This is a genomic window from Bradyrhizobium sp. SSBR45G (assembly GCF_030159255.1).
Classification (GTDB): domain Bacteria; phylum Pseudomonadota; class Alphaproteobacteria; order Rhizobiales; family Xanthobacteraceae; genus Bradyrhizobium.
In genome coordinates, this window is record NZ_BSCT01000037.1 from 59,149 (window position 1) to 79,720 (window position 20,572).

The 20,572-nt window shown below is 66.9% G+C and carries 16 protein-coding genes and 1 pseudogene; 3 read left to right on the top strand and 14 right to left on the bottom strand.

Annotation, left to right across the window (positions count from 1 at the left end; all coding sequences use genetic code 11):
* Positions 1–240: 240 nt before the first annotated feature.
* The 7 genes from eda to QQL87_RS30620 form a co-directional block, all read right to left on the bottom strand.
* Positions 241–885, bottom strand: coding sequence for a bifunctional 4-hydroxy-2-oxoglutarate aldolase/2-dehydro-3-deoxy-phosphogluconate aldolase (eda, locus tag QQL87_RS30590; protein ID WP_284422777.1), 645 nt, complete (start codon positions 883–885; stop codon positions 241–243).
* Positions 882–1,808, bottom strand: a complete 927-nt coding sequence (locus QQL87_RS30595) for a sugar kinase (protein ID WP_284422778.1) — start codon at positions 1,806–1,808, stop codon at positions 882–884. The genes eda and QQL87_RS30595 overlap by 4 nt, the downstream gene beginning before the upstream one ends.
* 17 nt (positions 1,809–1,825) lie before the next feature.
* The gene (locus tag QQL87_RS30600) at positions 1,826–2,857 is read right to left on the bottom strand and encodes an L-idonate 5-dehydrogenase (protein ID WP_284422779.1); all 1,032 of its coding nucleotides are present in this window, start codon (positions 2,855–2,857) and stop codon (positions 1,826–1,828) included.
* A 52-nt stretch (positions 2,858–2,909) separates the two neighbouring features.
* Entirely contained in the window at positions 2,910–4,106 is a 1,197-nt protein-coding gene (uxuA, locus tag QQL87_RS30605; RefSeq protein ID WP_284422780.1) for a mannonate dehydratase, read from the bottom strand.
* 33 nt (positions 4,107–4,139) lie between these two features.
* Positions 4,140–4,865 carry a GntR family transcriptional regulator gene (locus QQL87_RS30610; RefSeq protein WP_284422781.1) on the bottom strand — a complete coding sequence of 242 codons (726 nt, stop codon included), beginning with the start codon at positions 4,863–4,865 and terminating at the stop codon, positions 4,140–4,142.
* 18 nt (positions 4,866–4,883) lie between these two features.
* On the bottom strand, positions 4,884–6,746 hold the full coding sequence (locus QQL87_RS30615; protein ID WP_284422782.1) for a TRAP transporter large permease: 1,863 nt from the start codon (positions 6,744–6,746) through the stop codon (positions 4,884–4,886).
* Between the two features lie 229 nt (positions 6,747–6,975).
* Positions 6,976–7,992, bottom strand: a complete 1,017-nt coding sequence (locus QQL87_RS30620; RefSeq protein WP_284422783.1) for a TRAP transporter substrate-binding protein — start codon at positions 7,990–7,992, stop codon at positions 6,976–6,978.
* Between the two features lie 174 nt (positions 7,993–8,166).
* Here QQL87_RS30620 and QQL87_RS30625 point away from each other — a divergent pair, with 174 nt between their 5' ends.
* Both QQL87_RS30625 and QQL87_RS30630 read left to right on the top strand, forming a co-directional pair.
* Positions 8,167–9,177 (top strand): Zn-dependent oxidoreductase, encoded by a 1,011-nt coding sequence (locus QQL87_RS30625; protein ID WP_284422784.1) that lies wholly within the window; start codon positions 8,167–8,169, stop codon positions 9,175–9,177.
* Positions 9,178–9,186: 9 nt separating this feature from the next.
* Positions 9,187–10,668 carry a mannitol dehydrogenase family protein gene (locus tag QQL87_RS30630; protein ID WP_284422785.1) on the top strand — a complete coding sequence of 494 codons (1,482 nt, stop codon included), beginning with the start codon at positions 9,187–9,189 and terminating at the stop codon, positions 10,666–10,668.
* A gap of 43 nt (positions 10,669–10,711) precedes the next feature.
* On the opposite strand, the gene QQL87_RS30635 is transcribed toward QQL87_RS30630, so the two are convergent.
* From QQL87_RS30635 to QQL87_RS30660, 6 genes are all read right to left on the bottom strand, one after another.
* Positions 10,712–12,127 carry an FAD-binding oxidoreductase gene (locus tag QQL87_RS30635; protein WP_284422786.1) on the bottom strand — a complete coding sequence of 472 codons (1,416 nt, stop codon included), beginning with the start codon at positions 12,125–12,127 and terminating at the stop codon, positions 10,712–10,714.
* 120 nt (positions 12,128–12,247) lie between these two features.
* Positions 12,248–13,924, bottom strand: a complete 1,677-nt coding sequence (gene nikE, locus QQL87_RS30640; RefSeq protein ID WP_284422787.1) for a nickel ABC transporter ATP-binding protein NikE — start codon at positions 13,922–13,924, stop codon at positions 12,248–12,250.
* The gene (locus tag QQL87_RS30645) at positions 13,921–14,781 is read right to left on the bottom strand and encodes an ABC transporter permease (protein ID WP_284422788.1); all 861 of its coding nucleotides are present in this window, start codon (positions 14,779–14,781) and stop codon (positions 13,921–13,923) included. Before QQL87_RS30645 ends, nikE begins: the two co-directional genes overlap by 4 nt.
* Positions 14,782–14,791: 10 nt before the next feature.
* Entirely contained in the window at positions 14,792–15,823 is a 1,032-nt protein-coding gene (locus tag QQL87_RS30650; protein ID WP_284422789.1) for an ABC transporter permease, read from the bottom strand.
* Positions 15,824–16,036: 213 nt separating this feature from the next.
* The gene (locus QQL87_RS30655; RefSeq protein ID WP_284422790.1) at positions 16,037–17,656 is read right to left on the bottom strand and encodes an ABC transporter substrate-binding protein; all 1,620 of its coding nucleotides are present in this window, start codon (positions 17,654–17,656) and stop codon (positions 16,037–16,039) included.
* A gap of 161 nt (positions 17,657–17,817) precedes the next feature.
* On the bottom strand, positions 17,818–19,248 hold the full coding sequence (locus tag QQL87_RS30660; protein ID WP_284422791.1) for a flavin-containing monooxygenase: 1,431 nt from the start codon (positions 19,246–19,248) through the stop codon (positions 17,818–17,820).
* A gap of 210 nt (positions 19,249–19,458) precedes the next feature.
* Here QQL87_RS30660 and QQL87_RS30665 point away from each other — a divergent pair, with 210 nt between their 5' ends.
* Complete coding sequence (locus QQL87_RS30665; RefSeq protein WP_284422792.1) at positions 19,459–20,352, top strand: LysR substrate-binding domain-containing protein; 894 nt, start codon at positions 19,459–19,461, stop codon at positions 20,350–20,352.
* A 74-nt stretch (positions 20,353–20,426) separates the two neighbouring features.
* On the opposite strand, the pseudogene QQL87_RS30670 reads toward QQL87_RS30665, so the two are convergent.
* Positions 20,427–20,572 (bottom strand): annotated as a pseudogene (locus QQL87_RS30670) (ISAs1 family transposase); the annotation flags it as partial.

Here is a 20,572-nt window from a genome sequence, read left to right on the forward strand (position 1 = left end):
TTCTCCCAAGAATAATCTGTTTTGGGTGCGCCGCCGCGGTGAGCGGTGTCGTCGCACCTTTCCACCGGCCTACCGGCCGGCAGCGCCCGTTATTCCACGGAACCCCTGGCCTGACTAGTCATATTATTTGACTGTAATACTTTTTGAGCAGGAAGCGCGCGGCGTCGCTTCGCACCTCGCGAACACCACGCTGCCGGGGATCGATCAAAAATACAAATGAAATCTGAAGTTGTGGAGCGCTCAGCGCAGCGCCGTCGCCTCGCGGGCGCGCTGCGTGATGGCGGCCCAGGCGCCGGCCTTGATGTCGGCCGTCGGCGCGACCCAGGAGCCGCCGATCGCAACGACCTTCTTATGCGCGAGCCATTGCGCGGCATTGCCGGCATTGATGCCGCCGGTCGGACAGAAGCGGACGTTCGGGAATGGCCCGGCCAGCGCATCGAGCGCGGCGAGCCCGCCGGCCGGCACCGCCGGGAAGAACTTCACCAGTCCATAGCCGCGCGTCACGCAGGCGATCAGGTCCGACGGCGTCTGGATGCCCGGCGCGAACGGCAGCGCACCGGCATTGGCCGCATCCAGCAGCTCGATCGACATGCCCGGACTGATCGCAAAGGCCGCACCGAGCTTCGCCGCGCGCTCGTAGTCCGCCGGCGTCAACACGGTGCCGATGCCGACCTTCGCATCGGGGACCTCATCGATGATCGCGCGTGCGGCGTCGAAGCCGGCTTGGGTGCGCAGGGTGATCTCGATGACCCGAAGGCCGCCGCTCACGAGCGCGCGCGCGAGCGGCACGGCCTGCGCGACATCCTCGATCGTGATCACGGGGATCACCGGCGCCAGCGCAAATACCGCATCGAGCTTCGCGCGCTTGTCCGACATGCTCATCACGTCTCGCTCATCGTTAGAATGTCACGGGGCATCGCCGTGGCGGGGATCACGGCACCCGGCGCCATGATCACGGCGCCGGCGAGCCGATGGCCCACCAGCGCCGCCTTGCGCGGCGGCGCGCCTTTGATCCGCGCGGCCAGATAGCCGGCATTGAAGGAATCGCCGGCCGCCGTGGTGTCGATCGGCTGCAGCACGGCAGGCGGCGCGATGTCGACGAGCACGCCGTCGGCATGGATCAGGCAGCCGCGCGGGCCGCGCTTGACGACGACCTCGCCGACGCCGGCGTCCCTGAAGCGGCGCAGGCAGACCGACGCACCGGCATCGCCGAACAGCATCTGCTCGTCCTCCAGCGTCGGCAGCGCGATATCGACCAGCGGCAGGATCGCCCGGAACGCGCGTTGCGCGACCTCGCGGCTGGCCCAGCCGCGCGGCCGGTAGTTGCCGTCGAACACGACGCGCGCCCCGCGTTTGCGGGCCACCGTCAGCAGCTCGCGCAGTTTGGCCTTGCCGGTCTCGCCGTAGAGCGAGAGGCTGATGCCGGAGAGATAGATCCAGTCGAAGCGGGAGAGACGGTCGAGCATGGCCGGATCGGCGCGGTCGAACAGCTCACGCGCCGGCGCGCGGTCGCGCCAATACAGGAAGCTGCGCTCGCCCTTGGCGTCGCGCTCGATCATGTAGAGGCCGGGGACGCGGCCGTCGACCCGCAGCACCTCCGAGGTGTCGATGCCCTCCGCCTTCCATGCGGCCAGCATCATCGCGCTCAGGGGATCATCGCCGAGTGCTGTTACGTAGGAGGTGGGCACGCCGAGCCGCGACAGATACAGCGCAGTGTTGAGCGTATCGCCGCCGAAGCCGCGCCGGAACAGACTGCCGTCCTCCTGCGCGAATTCCACCATGCACTCTCCGATGCAGGCGACTCTCATCGGCGTCAATCCATCCGTCAAAACGTCAAATGAACCTTCATCGCGCGGCTTCGATCGCTGGCGAGTTCGAAGGCCGAAATTGCCTCCTGGAACGGCAGCGTGGCTGTTATCAGCGGCTTGACGTCGAGCAACCCCTCGCCCATCAGCCGCACCGCCAGCTCGAATTCGCGGTCGAACCGGAACGTGCCGCGCAATTGCAGCTCCTTCGTGACCAGGGTGTTGACCGGCAAGGTCATTTCACCGCCGAGCCCGAGCTGGACGATGACGCCGCCCGGCCTCATCACGTCAAGCGCGGCCCGCAAAGCGGCCTGGTTGCCGGACGCCTCGAACAGCACGTCGAACGTGCCCTTGCCAGCACGCCACGGATCGAGCGCCGACGGCTCCGCACCGACGTTGAGGGCATGGCTGGCACCGAGCTTGCGTGCCACGGCCAGCGGCGCATCGGCAACGTCGGTGGCAACGATTTCAGCGGCGCCGCCGTAGCGCGCAACCAGGATCGACAGCGCACCGATCGGGCCGCAGCCGGTCACCAGCACGCGCTTGCCGAGCAGGGAGCCTGCCTGATGCGCGGCATGCAGGCACACCGACAGCGGCTCGGCCATCGCGGCTTCCCCTGTTGACAGCGACGGCGCGATCGGCACCGCCTGCGAGGCATCGACGGTGACGAATTCGCGGAAGCCGCCCTGCACATGAGGATCGCGCATCGCGCTGCCCATGAAGCGCATGTCGAGGCACTGGTTGCGCAGCCCCTCGCGGCAATAGGCGCACGTGCCGCACGGCAGGCTCGGATTGACAGCGACGCGGGTGCCTTCGGAGAGGCCGGTCACCCCGACACCGACCGCGGCAACGACGCCTGCGATCTCGTGGCCCAGCGCCATCGGCTGCTTGATGCGCACGGTGCCGAAGCCGCCATGGTGGTAATAATGCAGGTCCGACCCGCAGATGCCGCCGGCCTCGATCTTGACCCGGACCTCGCCGGCACCCGGCGCCGGATCCGGGAAGCTGTCGATGCGCAGATCCTTCGGCGCGTGAATCACGACGGCACGCATGGGCCGGTTCTCCCTGTCTCGTCTCGTCCGACGATCCTAGACCACGACGGGATCAGACCGGCAAGCGGTTGATGGCCGCAACCGCCGTCATCACGCCGCGGATCTCGGCGAGGCCCTTGAGGCGGCCGACCAAAGGATAGCCGGGATGGGTGCCGCGGCCGATATCGTCGGCCAGTTCGTGGCCGTGATCGGGCCGGAACGGAATGCGCCAGTCCGGATCGCCCTCGGTTTTGCGGCGGGCCTGCTCCTTCAGGAGCGTTGTGACGACGTTAACCATGTCGACATCGCCACGCAGATGCTCCGCCTCCATGAACGAGCCGTCGAGCATTTTCGTCACGTTGCGCAGATGCACGAAGCGGATGTGCGGGGCGAAGCGCTCGGCCATCGCCGGCACGTTGTTCTGGCCGCCCGCACCCAACGCTCCAGTGCAGAAGGTGATGCCGTTGGCCTTGGACGGGGCGGCATCGACGATGAACTGCAGATCATCGGCTGACGACACCACGCGCGGCAGGCCGAACAGGTCGCGCGGCGGATCGTCGGGATGGACGCACAGGCTGACGCCGCATTCCTCCGCGGTCGGCACCACCTCACGCAGGAATCGCGCATAGTTGGCGCGCAGTTCGGCGTGGCCGATGTCGCGATACTTCTCCAGCATGCGGCGCAGCCCCGGCACGTCATAGCGATCATAGGCCCCGGGTAGCCCCGCCATGATGGTCGCGAGCAGCCGGTCCTTGTCGGATTGGGACGCCTGCGCCACCCAGGCCTTGGCCCGGTCGAGCACATCGGCCGAGAACTCGGCCTCGGCGCCGGGACGCTGCAGGATGTAGCAGTCGAACGCGGCGAAGCGATCCAGATCGAAGCGCAATGCAGTCGCGCCGCCGGGAAGCCGGAACGCGAGCTCGGTGCGGGTCCAGTCCAGCACCGCCATGAAATTGTAGCAGACATTGGTGACGCCGCAGGCGGCGAGGTTGCGCAGCGACTGCCGGTAGTTGTCGAACAGCTCCGTGAGGTCGCCCTCGCCCAGCTTGATCGCCTCGGAGACCGGCAGGCTCTCGACCACGCTCCAGCGCAGCCGCAGCGATGAATCACCTTCGATCAGACCGATGCGCTTGATGATCTCGTCCGTGCTCCACACCACGCCATAGGGGATGTGATGCAGCGCCGTGACAATGCCGGTCGCGCCGGTCTGGCGGACCTGCGGCAAAGTGATGGGATCATCGGGTCCGAACCAGCGCCAAGTTTGTTCCATGTCGTCCACCTTCCAAACATCAATCAAGTGCGATCAGCGCCGCCGCCGCGCCCGCGTGCGCGGGTCCGCCTGCGCCATCTCTTCCTGGCGCGCAAAGATGCCGTCAGCACGGCGGAACACCTCGCGCAGATGCCGGCGCATCGCGGCCACCGCCTGGGCCTCGTTGCAGGCCGAGAGACCGTCCAGGATCTCCTGATGCTGCGCAATCAGGAGCGGAATGTGGCCGGCGTCCTGCTGCAAGGTCAGGTGACGGACGCGGTCGAAATGGATCTTGGTCTGGCGAATCACCTGCCAGACATGCGGATGCCGGCTGGTGCGGGCGATGGTCTGATGGAACGCCTCGTCATGGGCGTAGAACTCAGCCGGATCAGTCGCCGCCTTCTGCTTCTCGATCAGCTCATTGAGCTCGCGCAGCGAGGTCGCATCCATGTAGCGCACGGCCTCCGCGACCAGCGCGCATTCGAGATGCTCGCGGATGAACTGCGCCTCGCCGAAGGCCTCGCGGGACACCGGCGCCACGACGCTGCCGCTTTGCGGATAGATGCGGACGAGATCGACGTCGGCGAGCTTGATCAGCGCCTCGCGCACGGGCGTGCGGCTGACGCCGAGCCGCTCGCACAGATCGAGCTCGGCCATCGGCGTCCCCGGCGGCAGCACGCCGGAGACGATGTCCTCGAGCAGCCGCTCATAGACCTGGTCGGCGAGCCGCCGCCCAGCCTTGCCGTCCAGTCGCGTCAGCGGTGTCTGATCGTCATCCATGGCGACAGCCTATCCGATTCACAGGAAGCCGATCGAGATCCACGGCAGGAACACGATCAGCAGCAGCGCCACCAGGAGCGCGGCGAGATGCGGCCAGACATGGCGAATGACCTCGTCGGGCGAGGCGCGGCCAATGGCGCAGGCAAGATAGAAGCCGACGCCGAACGGCGGCGTGAACAGGCCGAGCCCCATCGCGAACACCGCGATGATGGCGTAGTGCACCTCGTGCACGCCCATCATGCGCGCGATCGGGAACAGCAGTGGCCCGAACAGCACCACCGCCGGCACGCCTTCGAGCACGCTGCCGAGCACGACGAAGGCGAGCGCCGAGATCAGCAGGAAGCCCCAGCGGCCACCGGGCACCGCGACCATCATGTCGACGAGCTGCTGCGAGAAGCCGGACTGGGTCAGCGCCCAGGCCATGCCGGTGGCTGCGCCCACAACCAGCAGGATCGCGCCGGACAGCGAAGCGGTGTCGACCAGGATCGGATAGACGCGCTTCCAGTCGAACTGGCGATAGAAGAAGATGCCGACCAGCACCGTGTAGATGACGCCGATCGCGGCGACCTCGGTCGCGGTGGCGACGCCCTCGACCACAGCCGAGCGGATCACGATCGGCAGGCCGAGGCCGGGGATCGAGATCGCGAACAGCTTCAGCCGCGTCCTGGCATCGAAGCGCTGCGCGCCGCTCATGTCCTCCTTGCGGGTCTGCAGAAAGACCACCACCGAGAGCGCGATCAGGCCGACCACCGCCGGCAGCAGCCCGCCGGTGAACAGTGCGGCGATCGACACGCCGGTCACCGAGCCCACCGTGATCAGCACGATCGAGGGCGGGATGGTCTCCGACATGACCGCCGAGGCCGACAGCAGCGAGACCAGATCGCCTTCCGAGCTGCCGCGCTGCTTCATCTCTGGAAACAGCGCCGGCGCGACTGCGGCCATGTCGGCCGCCTTGGCGCCGGAGATGCCGGAAACCAGATACATCGCGCCGAGCAGCACATATTGCAGGCCGCCGCGCAGATGGCCGATCAGCGACACCAGGAACAGGATCATCGCGCGCGCGAGCCCCGCGATCTCGATCAGGGCGCCGAGCAGCACGAACATCGGCACCGCCAACAGCACCATGTGCGACATGCCCTCGCTGACGCGGCCGGGCACGATCAGGACCGGCACCGTGGTGCTGAAATGCAGGTAGGCCACGGTGGCGAGCAGGAACGTGAAGGCAATGGGCGTGCCGATCACCATGGCGCCGGCGACGAGAACAAAGAAGAAGATGAAGAGATTGTAGTTGCCGAGATCCTCGAGCACCGGCGCGGCAGCATAGAGCGCACCGGCGCCGGCAAGCACCAGCGCCAGCGCGCCGATGATCTGCGGCAGGCTCGCCTGCTGGACCAGCCGGTCGACCGCCGTGAGCAGCATCAGCAGCACGCCGACCAGCATCGCCGCCTCGCGAAAACCTTCGCTGATCTCCAGCACCGGCATCTTGCTGATGATGTGGCTGTCGAGGTGATGCCAGGACGGCATCACCAGCGCCACCAGCACGGTGCAGACCAGCATCAGCCCGAGCGCGTCGGTGCGCGCCCGCCATACCGGCGACAGGTTGCGGACGAACGCGGTGAGCCGCATGTGCTCGGCACGGCGCAGCGCCACGACGGCGCCGAGCATCGCCAGCCAGACGAACAGCACGGTGGCGAGCTCATCCGACCAGATCAGCGGCGCATTGAAGACATAGCGCGCGGCCGTCGCGGCGCCGAGCAGGACCAGCTCGGCGACGACGAGCGCGGCGGCCAGCGCCTCGACCGTGCGGCCGAGCATCTGGTCGAACCGCGCGAACGCGCCATGCGACGGCACGGAGGTCGTCGCTATGATATCAACGGCCATTGCATCCTCCCCGGCTCACACAGGTCGATCGCATTTTCACCGATCGCAGCTGAAAGTCGAAACTACTCGGGCCTCATGGTTCGAGACGCGTCGCAACAGCGACGCTCCTCACCATGAGGGTATAAGTCGCGCCACGTAGTCACTCCTCGTCCTGAGGAGCCCGCCGGAGGCGGGCGTCTCGAAGGACGGCCGCGGGCGCGCGGTCTGCAACGCGGTCGCACGCGCAGTCTTAGAGCTGGCCGACCGACTTCTCCAGCAGGCCCCACGCCTCGGCACCGAACTTGGTCTTCCATTCGGTGTAGAAGCCCGCGGTGCGCAGCGCGTCGCGGAACGGCTTGGTGTCGACCTTGTTGAAGGTGACGCCGGCGGCCTGCATCTCGGCCTGCGCCTTCTCGTTGAAGCTCTGGATGTCCTGCCGCTCCTTGACGGCGGCATCCGACAAAGCCGCGGTGACGGCGTCGCGGACGTCGGCCGGCATGCCATTCCAGCGCGCCGCGTTGGCGAAGATGTAGTGGCCGTCCCAGATGTGGCCGGATAGCGCGATGAACTTCTGCACCTCGTAGAGCTTGGCGCTCTGGATCAGCGCCAGCGGATTCTCCTGGCCGTCGACGATGCGGGTCTGCAGCGCCGCATAGAGCTCGCCGAAATTGATCGGCGTCGGCGCAGCACCGAGCGTCTTGAACAGGGTCACCCACAGCGGATTGCCGGGGACCCGGATCTTGAAGCCCTTGAGGTCGTCGGGCGAGGTGATCGGCTTGGCGCCGGAGGTGATGTTGCGATAGCCGTTGTCGAGGCATTTCGGCAGCACGTGCAGGCCGACCTTGGCGAACTCGCCGCGGACGTGATTGCCGAGATCGCCGTCCATCGCCGACCACACCTGGTCGTAGCTCTCGAACGCGAACGCGACAGCATTGATGCCGCCGATCGGCACCACCGTCTGGTTGACGCCTGATGTCGACATGAAGTCGAGCGCGCCAGAGCGCACCTGCGAGAACATGTCGGGCTCGCTGCCGAGCTGGCTGTTCGGATAGACCTGCAGGTCGACCAGACCATTGGTCTGCTTCTTAATGGCCTCAGAGGCTTCAATGATGCGGACGACGCCAGGATGCGTGGCGGGAAACGCCGTGCCGTAGCGCAGGCGATATTTGGCCGATTGCGCATGCGCGGGCCCGAACGCCAGGGCGGACGCCCCCGCGAGTGCGGTGCCGACAAAGCTGCGACGGGACATGGATGTGGACGAAGACATTGGCAAACCTCCCCTGCCGGCCCACTTGGGGGCCTTTTGTATGTCATTCCTATCCTCAAATCCTATAATGGATACCAAATTAGCTTTCAATAGATAACTTGTATCCAAGTTTTGAGATTGCTATACGACGGCAGCTCACCGTCGAGATGAGCCCTGAGGGCAATGGAGGAACGCGTGAAGAGCCTCGTGGTGGAGCGGCCCGGCCGCCTGTCGATCGAAACCCGCGCCGTTCCTGAGCCCGCCGCCGGCGAGATCCGCATCAAGGTCGAGCGCGCCGGCATCTGCGGCTCCGACATCCATATCCTCCATGGCAGCAATCCATTCGCGCGCTATCCGCGCGTGATCGGCCATGAATTCTTCGGCCGCATCGACAAGCTCGGCGATGGCGTCAACGCACGGCTCGGCGCCCGCGTTGTCGTCGATCCCGTGGTCGCCTGCGGCACCTGCTATCCCTGCTCGGTCGGCCGCCCCAATGTCTGCGCCCAGCTCGCCGTGATCGGCGTGCATCGCGACGGCGGCTTCTCCGAATATGCCTGCGTGCCGGCCGAAAACGCGCATCTGCTGCCTGATAGCGTCGACGACGACAAGGCGCCGCTGGTCGAGCCGTTCTCGATCGCCGCCAACATCACAGACCACACCGGCGTCTTCGCCTCCGACATCGCGCTGGTCTATGGCGCGGGCCCGATCGGGCTGACCGTGATCCAGGTGCTCAAGCACGTCTATGGCGTGAAGCAGCTGATCGTCACCGACCGCATCGATCAACGGCTCGCAGCCGCGCGGGACAATGGCGCCGACCGCGTCATCAACACCGCGCAGACCGCCCTGCCCGCGGCGCTTGCGGACGCCGGCGTGAAGCCGACGCTGATCATCGATGCCGCCTGCCATCCCGCCATTCTGGCTGAAGCCATCGAGATCGCCTCGCCCGCCGCACGCATCGGCCTGCTCGGCTTCTCGGCCGAGCCCTCGACGATCGTGCAGCAGAAGGTCACGGCCAAGGAACTCGCGATCCACGCGTCTCGATTGAACAGCGGCAAGTTCGCCAAGGTGATCGACTGGTTCGCCAGCGGCACCCTGCAGCCGGAGCGCCTGATCACCCACCGCTTCGGGCTCGATGCCTACGCCACCGCGTTCGACACGTTCGAGCACAATCAGACCGAATGCTGCAAAGTGCAGCTGATTTTCTAAGGTCTCGGCATGGATCGCCTCAGCCCCTCAACGCTGCACCGCCTGCCCGCCGGCATCCTGAAGCCGGACTACGACCGCGCGGCGGTCGCAACCGGCATCGTCCATCTCGGCCTCGGCGCCTTCCATCGCGGCCATCAGGCGGTCTACACGGATGCGCTCCTCAAGGATGATCCGCGCTGGGGCATCCTCGGCGTCTCGCTGCGCTCGCCCGACACAAGCGACGCGCTGCAGCCGCAAGGCGGGCTCTACAGCGTGACCGCGAGCGATGGCGCCGGCCAGCAGCGACGGGTCATCGGCGCACTCACCGGACTTGCGGTTGCGCCGCAGGATCCGGCCGGCCTGCTCGCGCGTCTCGCCGATCCTGCGGTGCGCATCGTCTCGACGACCGTCACCGAGAAGGGCTACAGCCACGATCCGGCGACCGGCGCCTTGCGCGCTGATGATCCCGACATTCGTCACGACGCGCTCAATCTCACGCAACCCCGCAGCACGCTCGGCTTCATCATCGGCGGGCTAAAACTGCGGCGGCAGCAGGGCCTGCCGCCCTACGCCGTGCTCGCCTGCGACAACCTTCCCGCCAACGGTCACACCTTGCGCGGCCTCGCGATCGCCTTTGCCGAGCTGGTCGATCGCGATCTCGCCCGCTGGATCGCCGACGCGGTCCGCTTTCCCTCGACCATGGTCGACCGCATCGTGCCCGCCACCACCGACGCCGACCGCGCCGATATCAGCGCCACGCTTGGCCTCGCCGATGCATGGCCCATCGTCACCGAACCGTTCAGCCAATGGGTGATCGAGGATGATTTCGGCGGCGATCGTCCGGCCTGGGACGTCAGCGGCGCGCAGTTCGTCCACGACGTCGCGCCGTTCGAGCTGATGAAGCTGCGGCTGCTCAACGGCGCGCACTCCACGATCGCTTATCTCGGCTATCTCATGGGTTGCGAGACGGTGGCCGCGGCCATGGCCGAGCCCGATCTCGCCGGCCTCGTCGAGGACATGATGCGCGACGAGGTCACGCCGACATTGCCCGCGCTCGGCGGCTTCGACGTGACGGCCTATCGCGCCGCGCTGCTGCAACGCTTCCGCAATCCGGCGCTGAAGCACCTGACATCACAGATCGCGATGGACGGCTCGCAGAAGCTGCCGCAACGCCTGCTCGGCACCAACAGCGACCGGCTGGCCCGCGGCCAGCCGATCACCCGCCTCGCGCTCGCCGTCGCCGGCTGGATGCGCTACGTCAGCGGCACCGACGAGCGGGGCCAGCCAATCGCGCTGCGCGACCCGCTGGCCGCCAAGCTGCGAGCCCTGGCGGATGACGCCGGCCCGGTCGCGAGCAGGCTCGCGCCGGCGTTGTTGTCGCTGACGCCGGTGTTCGGCACGGAGCTACCGAATGATCCTCGCTTCACGCGCGCGGTTGAGGCAGCACTCGACAGCCTCTTCCTGAACGGAACCCGTGCGACTGTCGCGCACACCCGGACGAACGTCGCCTGAAGTCATTGGTCCTAGCCGGACGAACGCGCGACGTCAGCACCGACTACACGTTCGGCAACAGCTTGCCAGGATTCATCAGCCCATGCGGGTCGAGCGTGCGCTTGAGCTGTTGCATCAGCTCCAGTTCGAGCGGCGGCTTGCACAACGGCATCTCGGCGGTACGGAGCTGGCCGATGCCGTGCTCGGCGCTGATCGAGCCGCGGCGGCGGGTGATCTCGTCGTGCACGAGGCGGGTGATGCGCGGGCCTTGGCTGTAGAACTCCGCCTCGCTCATATCGAGCGGACGCATCAGATTGTAGTGCAGATTGCCGTCGCCGAGATGGCCGAACACCATGGGCCGGATGCCCGGCAGCGCCGCGCCGACCGACGCATCCATCATGGCGACGAAATCGGCGATCTCGGCGACGGGAACCGCGATGTCGTGTTTGAGCGCCTTGCCCTCGCGCACCAGCGCCTCCGACACGCTCTCGCGCACCCGCCAGAACGCCTTGGCCTGGGTGCCGTCCTGCGCGACGACGGCGTCGGAGACGAGCTCTCCCGACATCGCCTCGGCCAGCGTGGTTTCGAGCCGCGCAGTCAGCGCGCTCTCGTCGCCGATGTCGCTGAGCTCGATCAGCACCGCGGCCTCAGGCAGCGCCGCAAAGGGCAGACGCGCGTCCGGGATCTGGCGCAGGATCATCTCCAGCGTCGCTGATGTCAGGAACTCGAACGCGGTGAGCCGGTCACCGCAATGCGCGCGGGACAGCTGCAAGAGCTTCAGCGCGGCGGCCGCATCGACGAGCGCGACGAAGGCGGTGGCGCGCGCGGTCGGCTGCGGAAACAGTTTCAGCACCGCGCCGGTGATGATGCCGAGCGTGCCTTCCGAGCCGATGAAGAGATCGCGCAGCGCATAGCCGGTGTTGTCCTTGCGCAGGGAGCGCAGCCCGTCCCAGATGCGGCCGTCCGGCAGCACCACTTCGAGGCCGAGCGTGAGCTCGCGCATCACGCCATAGCGCAGCACGGCGACGCCGCCGGCATTGGCCGCGAGATTGCCGCCGACGGTGCAGCTGCCCTCGGAGCCCAGGCTGAGCGGAAACAGCAATCCGGCCTCGCGCGCGGCGTCCTGCACCTTCGCCAGCACGACGCCGGCATCGACCATGATGGTCTGGCCGATCGGATCGACCGCGCGGATGCTGTTCAGGCGCGACAGCGACAGCACGACCGCCTCGCCGCTCGCATCCGGCGTGGCGCCACCGGACAGGCTGGTGTGGCCGCCCTGCGGCACCACGGCCACGCGGGCTTCGGAACAGGCGACCATGACAGCAGCGACCTCTGCTGTCGATCCGGGGCGCACGACGGCGATCGCCGCGCCGTGATACTTGCCGAGCCAGTCGCGCAGATGAGGCGCCTGGTCCTCGGGCGCGATCAGGACATGAGGGGCGCCGACGATGCCCTGCAGCGTGGTGATCAGCTTCGTCATGGCGCGCGCGTAGACCTTGGAACGTGACGTGGTTGCGAGGCCGACAAACTAACAGGACCCACAAGGGCGGCCCCAATACCAAGTTGTCCGCCGTCCATAATCATTTGTTATGGGTGGAGCTTAAGCGGTCGCCAGCGCCGCCGGCGGGGCGATATGCGGCACGGCGTCGACCAGCGCGCGCGTGTAGTCGGTCTGCGGGTTGGCGAACAGCGCCCGGCTCTCGCCCTGCTCGACGATGACGCCGGTGCGCAGCACGATGGTCCGATCACACATCATGCGCACGACGTTGAGATCGTGGCTGACGAACAGGAAGGCGAGATTGTCCTGGCGCCGGAGCTTGTTGAGAAGCTGCAGCACCACGGCCTGCACGGAGACGTCGAGCGCCGCGGTCGGCTCGTCCAGCACCAGCAGCCGCGGCCTGCAGGCGATGGCGCGCGCGATGCCGACCCGCGCCTTCTGGCCGCCGGACAGCTGATGCGGAAAGCGCTGCAGCAGCTCGCGCGGCAGCCCGACGCGGTCGGCGCATTCCTCGACCCGCTGGCGCAGCGCGTCGCCGGCGCGCATGTTCATCAGCCGCAGCAAGGGATGGGCGATGCAGTCGAACGCGGTGTAGCGCGGATTGAGGCTGTCGTTCGGATCCTGGAAGACGATCTGGATGTCCTTGCGCAGCTCGGAGCGGTGGAAGTCGCGCGCCGGGATCTGGCCGATCGCCTGGCCGTCGAACAGGATCTCGCCCTCGCTCGGATCGATCAGCCGGCAGATCATGCGCGACGTCGTGCTCTTGCCCGAGCCGCTCTCGCCGACGAGGCCGACGCTCTCGCCACCGCGCATGCTCATCGAGAAGTCGGCGACACCGAGCGTGCCGTCATCGAACCGCTTGGCGATCGTCTTGACGTCGAGCAGCAGCGGCGTGCCGTGCGGCGGTGGCGGCAGTTCGGTGATCTCGACCAGCGGGATCCTTTCGCCATCCGGCACCAGGTCCTCGATCCGCGACGTCGCCGTCGGCGAGGCCGCGACCAGCCGCCTGGTGTAGGGATGCTGCGGCCGGTGGAACAGCGTCAGGGGCTCGGCCTCCTCGACCAGCCTGCCCTGCTCCATCACCACGACGCGCGCGCAATAGCGGGCGGCGAGCCCGAGGTCATGCGTGATCAGGATCGTCGCCATGCCGCGATCCGTGGCGATCCGGGCGAGCAGGTCCATCACCACCTTCTGCGTGGTAACGTCGAGGCCGGTGGTCGGCTCGTCGGCGATCAGCAGCGACGGATTGCAGGAGATCGCGACCGCGATCATCACCCGCTGGCACATGCCGCCCGACAATTCGTGCGGATAGGCGCTCATGCGCCGCTCGGGATCGCGGATCTGCACGGCGCGCAGCAGCTGTAGCGCTTCGTCCAGTGCCTCCTGCCGCGACAGCCGGCGATGGGCGAGGATCGCATCCGCGACCTGCTGGCCGACGATGCGAATCGGGTTGAGCGCCGCGCGCGGGTTCTGGAAGATCATCGCCATCGCGGCGCCGTGCAGGCTGCGCAGATCGGCGCCGCCGGCGCGCGTGATGTCCTGGCCCTTGAAGCGGATCTGGCCACCCGTGATGCGGCCGGCCTTGTCGAGCAGATGGGTGATGGCAAAGCCGGTCACCGACTTGCCGGAGCCGCTCTCGCCGACCAGCCCGAGCATCTCGCCCGGCTGCAGCGACAGCGACACGCCGCGCACGGCCTCGACGAGGCCGCGGCGGGTCGAGAACGTTACCTTGAGGTTGTCGACCTCGAGCAGCGGCCTGGTGCCTTCCGATGCGGTCACGTTCGCATCCTCGGATCCAGAATATCCCGCAGGCCGTCGCCGAGCAGGTTGAAGCACAGCACCGCAAACATCAGCGCGAAACCGGGAAACGCCACCAGCCACCACCGCCCGGTCGAGATGAAGCGCGCGCCCTCGGCGACCATGATGCCCCATTCCGGTGTCGGCGGCTTGACGCCGAGGCCGATGAACGACAGTCCCGCGGCGTTGAGGATGGCCCAGCCGAGATTGAGCGACATCTGCACCGCCATCGCCGGCAGCACGTTCGGCAGCAGGAAGCGCAGCACGACGGCGACATGGCTTTCGCCGCAGGCCCGCGCAGCCTCGACCCAGCCGAGATTGCGGCGGATGTTCACTTCGGCGCGGGCGAAGCGGATGTAGAACGGCAAATTGATGATCGCGGTCGCGATCACGATGTTCTCGACCCGGTTGCCGAGCGCGGCGACCATCGCCATCGCCAGCACGAACAGCGGGAACGCCATCAGCACGTCGACGAAGCGGCCGACCGCCTTGTCCAGCCGCCCGCCGCTATAGCCGCACAGCGCGCCGATCACCGAGCCGAGCGCGAAGGACACGGCGACCGCCGTCACCGCAATCGTGAGGTCGAGCCGGCTCGCGACGATCAGGCGACTGAGCACGTCGCGGCCGAGCTGGTCGGTGCCGGCCCAGTGCGCTGCGCTCGGCGGCTGTAGCGCCACAGAGACCTCGGAGGCGATGGGATCGTAAGGCGCGAGCCACGGCGCAAAGATCGCGATCAGCGCCAGCAGCAGCGCGCCGCCCGCGGCGACTGCGGTGACCGGATTGCCGCGCAGCACGAAGGCGGTGTGGCGCAAGGTGGATGAGGTCTCGATCGTGCTCATCTGCAACCGCTCATGCCACCGTCGCCCTGGGATCGGCGATGCCATAGAGCACATCGACCAGGAGATTGACGATCACGAAGATCGTCGCCATCAGCAACACGAAGCCCTGCACCGGCGCATAGTCCGAGACCAGCAGCGCATCGAGCGCATAGGAGGCGACCCCCGGCCAGGAGAACACCTTCTCCACCAGCACATTGGCGCCGAGCATGGTCGAGAACACGATGCCGGCGATGGTGATGACGGGAAGGATCGCGTTGCGCAGCGCATAGGTCACGACGATGCGCCACCACGACAGCCCGACCGAGCGCGCGGTGCGCACGAAATCGCTGCCGAGCGAGACCAGCATCGAGGCTCGGGTGATGCGCGCCAGCGGCGCGATGACGAACAGCGCCATGGTCAGCGCGGGGAGCATCAGCTGCCGCGCCGCCGCCCACCATCCCTCGAGATCGCCGGCGAGCAGGAAGTCGATGATCAGGAAACCCGTCCGCTGCGGCGGCAGCGTCGCGAAGATGTCGATGCGGCCGGTCGGGTCAGGCGCCCAACCGAACAGATAATAGAACACGTAGATCAGCAGCAGGCCGGAGACGAAGGTCGGCACGCAGACGCCGAGCGAGCAGAACAGCCGCACGCCGTGATCGACCAGCGAGCCCGGCCTGAGCGCGGCGAGCACCCCGAGCGGCACGGCAGAGATCAGTGCGATCAGCAGCGCCGTCAGCGTCAATTCGAGCGAGGCGGGCAGCCGCTCCTTCAGATCCTTGGCGACGGCCTGACCGGTCATCATCGAGCGGCCGAGATTGCCGCGGCCGACGTCGTAAAGATAGATCGCGAGCTGGTTCGGCAGCGGCTTGTCGAGGCCGAGCTGCTTGCGGATGACCTCGATCTCCTCCTGGCCAGCATTGGGGCTGGAGGCGAAGAACACGGCCGGGTCTCCCGGCAGCACGCGCATCAGCAGGAAGGTGAAGACCAGGACCCCGAACAGCGCCGGCAGCGACGAGACGAAGCGTCGTCCCGCCCGCACCAAGGTTGCGCCGATCGTGCCCATGAGTTTGCCGTCTCCTAAAACTTTATCATCATTGACGCACACCGGAGCGCTGCGCTCGGTATCACCTCGCCCCGCCTGCGGGGAGAGGTCGGATTGCATCGAAAGATGCAATCCGGGTGAGGGGGTACAGGTCTCACCACGTACACTCCCCGTGCGTCTGCCCCTCTCCCCGTAAGAACGGGGCGAGGGAGCGCACCGTCTCCGGCGATGGCCTTACTTCCGGCTCAGGTTACGATAATCCACCTGCCGGGTGAACTGGTAGACGTAGCCGTCCACCGTCGGCTGCATCACCGCATCCTGTGCCGCCTGCCAGATCGGGATCTGGAACATCTGGTCGAAATGGATGGCGTTGAGCGCCTTGCCCTGATCCTCATACTTGGCCTTGTCGGCCTCGAAGCGCGCTTCCTGCGCGATCTTCTCCAGCTCGGCATTGTCGGTGGACGAGTAGTTCCAACGCTGCTTGCCGGTGTAGAAGTTACGGTAGAAATAGTCGGTCGAGGGCAGCCAGGCAACAATCCCCTCGGTGAAGAACGGCAGCTTCTTCTCGTTGATCGCGGTCGACATCTGCGCATCCGGCAGCTTCTGGATATCGACCTTGATGCCGATCTTGCCAAGCTGCTCCTTGACCAGCGCGGCCATCGGCTCGGCGGTCGCGGCCTGGCCGACATTGAAGCTGAAGGTGGTCGAGAAGCCGTCGGGCATGCCGGCCTCCTTCAGATACGCCTTGGCCTTCTCCAGATCGAGCTTGATCGGCTGCGGGATCGGATAGCCGCCGCTCGGCGGCTTGCCGTCCGCCCAGGTCGCGCCATAGAGCGGCGCGCCGCGGCCGAACAACGCCGCCTTGAACATGTCGTCATAGGGCAGCGCATAGGCGATGGCGCGGCGCACGTTGACGTTGTCGAACGGCGGAATGGTGTTGTTCATCGAGATGAAGGTCACCGCATTGTATTGCGGCGTCGAGATCACCTTCAGCTTGGCCTTGCCTTCGAGCGACTGCACGTCGCTGGCCTGCAGGTCGATGACGAGATCGGCATCGCCGCGCTCGACGAGGTTGGCACGCGTCGCCGGCTCCGGCACCGACTGGATGATCAGCCGCTTGAACGCCGCCGGCTTGTCCGGCGTGCCACGATTCCAGGCCTCGTTGCGCTTGGCGATCACCTGCTCGCCCGGCTTGAAGGTCTCGACGATATAGGCGCCGCTGCCGGCCGCATTCTCCTTGGTCCAGTTCAGCGCCCACGGATCTTCAGCCGTCGCATGCGACTTGGCGAGCTTGGAGTTGATGATGATCGGATAGACGGTCGCGAGATTCGGTAGCGCCAGCTTGTCCGGCTTCGGCAGCGTGACCTCGAACGTCAAGGGATCAATCACCTTGAACTGATCGGCCGATGTCAGCGAGCCCGTCAGCAGCTGTGCCTTGCCGAGGATCGGCGCGGTCACACAACGGTCGAGCGACCATTTGACGTCCTCGGCCGTCACCGGCGAGCCGTCCTGGAACTTGGCATCGGGCCGCAGCTTGAAGGTGATCTTCAGACCGTCGGGGCTGACGGAATAGGATTCGGCGAGCTCGCCGGTGATGGTGTCGAGATCGAACACCCACTTACCATTGAGCTGCTTGCGGCCGAACGACACCAGCCGGTCATAGCTCGACATCGACAGCGCGAAGGCTTCGCGCGTCGAACCCGGAATGTTCGGATCGAGCGTGTTGACGGTCGCGCCGGTGACGTAGCGCAGCGTCTCGGCGCGGCTCTGCGCATGCGCCGTGGGCGCCGCGAGTGTCACCGCGAGCAATGCGGTCGCCGCGAACAACGAACGTTTGGACATTTCGAAACTCATCGCCCCTGTTCCTTCAATAGTCTCAAAATCCGGGACTAACACCTCACCGGCGACGCCTGCGCATCATCTGGCGGCAAAGCAGCAAATCACGTGCCACGTGAAATGACGAGAGGCACTTGCATGACGCGGCGCGACAATGGCTCGCTTGCGCCATCGATCGCTCATGCGCGCTCGCCTGCGGTGTCGCGGCGCACGGTGGCCTGCTTCACGTCGTAGGCCTGGAACGCCGCCCAATGCCTGTCGATATCGGCCTTGAACAGGCCGCGCGTGATCCCATGCACCAGCTTCGGCACGGCCGTGGTCATCGCGTTGATGGACGAGCCCGATGCGCCGAAGCTCATCGTCGACGCGATCGCGAACACATGGATGTCGCCGATCCAGGGTGTCTCGCCTGGCCTGCGCTCGCACAGCGCATAATCGTCGCCGAGATAGGGAAAGGCGCCGAGCCGCTCGTTGCGCTCGCTCTCGTCGGGCGTGTAGCGGTCGGACCATCGCGCGATGTTCGCAGCGAAGCGCTGCAGCTCGGGGCGCCGTGCAAAATCCATCGTGATGCCGGTGGCGCTGATGACGAAGTCGGTGATGACCTCGCCCTTCGCCGTCTGCAGCACGACACCATCAGCCGTCTCGCGCGCGGCCGTCACGGGCGCGCCCTCATGCAGGTGGAAACCGGCGTGCCGCGCACAGCGATCGTATGTGTGCTGAGGAAAGCCCTCGCGCAACTCGAGGACGGCGCGCATGAAGCGCCAGCGCCAGGCATCGTCGAGCTCGGAGAAGTGCCGGAGGAAGCCGCGGAAGGTCAGCCAGCGGTAGGGCTGGATCAGCTGGATTTCCGCGCGGCGGCACAGCAGGTCGACGCGCGCCGCGCCGGCTTCCAGCGCGACGGCGGCGTTGTCGAAAGCCGACGCGCCAGCGCCGATCACGGCGACGCGGCGGCCGCGCAAGGCGTCGAAATCGATCTCCACCCCCGAATGGACGCAACGTGTCTCCGGCAGATGACGCAGCGGCGCCGGAATGCTCCAGTCACCCATGCCTTCCTGCCCGGTCGCCAGCACAATCTTGCGCGCGTGAAGGATCGTCTCACCATCCTTGCTGCGCACGGTCGCGCGCAGCAGGCCCTCGGCAGCCGGCGCGATATCGATGATTTCGCAGCCGTTGCGCACGGGAAGATCGAGCACCTCGCGATACCACGCGAGATACTCTGCCCAATATTCGCGCGGAATGAGACCAAGATCGCGCCAGCTCTCGCCGCCGAACCTGGCCTCGTGCCACGCCTGATAGGTCAGGCAGGGAATATCGAGATCGGGCCCGGTGAAATCCTTCGGGCTGCGCAGGGTCGGCATGCGCGCATACGTTCGCCACGGACCTTCGCGGCCCGCCTCGGCCTTGTCGAGCACGAGGATGTTGCTGACGCGCGAACGCAGCAGCGCAAACGCGGTCGCAAGGCCCGACTGGCCGCCGCCGACGATCAGCACGTCAAGCGCAGGCCGGCCATCGGGACCGGTGACAGGCGTCAGCCATGGCATGCTGGGATGCGCGATCCTGGAAAGATCGCTGCGAACTTGGGCCGTCAGCGCGGCAAGGCCGTCACTCATGCCGGCCACCGGATCAAACACGCGCATTCGCGATCGACACGCTTGCTGTCGCTCACGCTCTCTCCATCAGTCATGTCACCCGGCCCGCGAAGCTTAGCAAAGCACACCTGCAGCCGACCATACCGATTTGTCCGCCGCCCATAACAGCTTGTTATGGGATCGCCGCCCCGGCTAAAGTCCGCCACACCCAGCAGCGAGACAAGAGGTCGCATGCCGCTCAATCTGCGCCAGATCGAGGTGTTCCGCGCCATCATGATAACAGGCTCGATCAGCGGCGCCGCGCGGCTGCTCACGGTCTCGCAGCCGGCGGTCAGCCGCCTGCTCGCCTACACCGAGGACGGCTTGAAGCTGAAGCTGTTCGAGCGCATCAGCGGCCGGGTACAGCCGACGCCGGAGGCCAAGCGCCTGTTCGCCGAGGTCGAGCACATTCACCGTGGCGTCGCGCGCATCAACGATCTCGCCGACGAGCTGCGCGCCGGCGGCACCGGCACGATCCGCGTGGTCGCGAGCCCGAGCGCGGGATACGGCATGGTGCCGGAGGCGCTCGCGCGGCTGCGCAGCCGTTTTGCCGACCTGCGCGTCGAATTTGAATCGCTGACGCTGCTGGAGATCGTCAGCCGCGTCGGCACCGCACGCGCCGATCTCGGCATCACCGTGCTGCCGGTCGACGAGCCGACGGTGGCCGTGGAGGCGATCGCGGAAGGCGCGCTGCACGTCATCATGCCGGCCGATCACGCGCTGGCCAGGCTGCGCAGCATCCGGCCGAAGGACATGGCGCCCTATCCGCTGGTCGGCTTCGGCCCGCAGACGCCCTATGGCCACATCGTTAGCTCAGCCTTGGCCGGCGGCCCGGAGCCGACCACGATCGTGCGCTACACGCCCGACGCCTGCGCCATGGTGCGATCAGGCGCGGGCCTCGCCGTCGTCGACGAATTCGTCCTGCGCGGCCGCGCCTGGCCCGACCTCGCCGCCCGCCCGCTCGCACCGAAGACGCCGATGCGCGCTTATCTGCTGACCCCACGCTTCGAGCCGCTGTCGCGCAATGCCGCGGCGCTCGCGGATATCCTGCGCGGACGTGACCGGAAGGCGACGGCGAAACGTTGAGACGTCATGGACCTATGTTAAAGTCGAACTCTCGCCGCGAAGACGGAGGGCTCCCCTCCCCCTTGCGGGCAGGGCTATCGCATGTGGCCGAGGAGTTCGAAAAGGAAGGCATCGTTCCAGCCGGCGCGCTTGAGCTTGAGACGCAACGAGGTCGATGTGTCGGGGTGGGCTCTGGCGACGTTGAGGGCCAGTCGCCTGAGCACGGCAAGGTTGGCGGGGC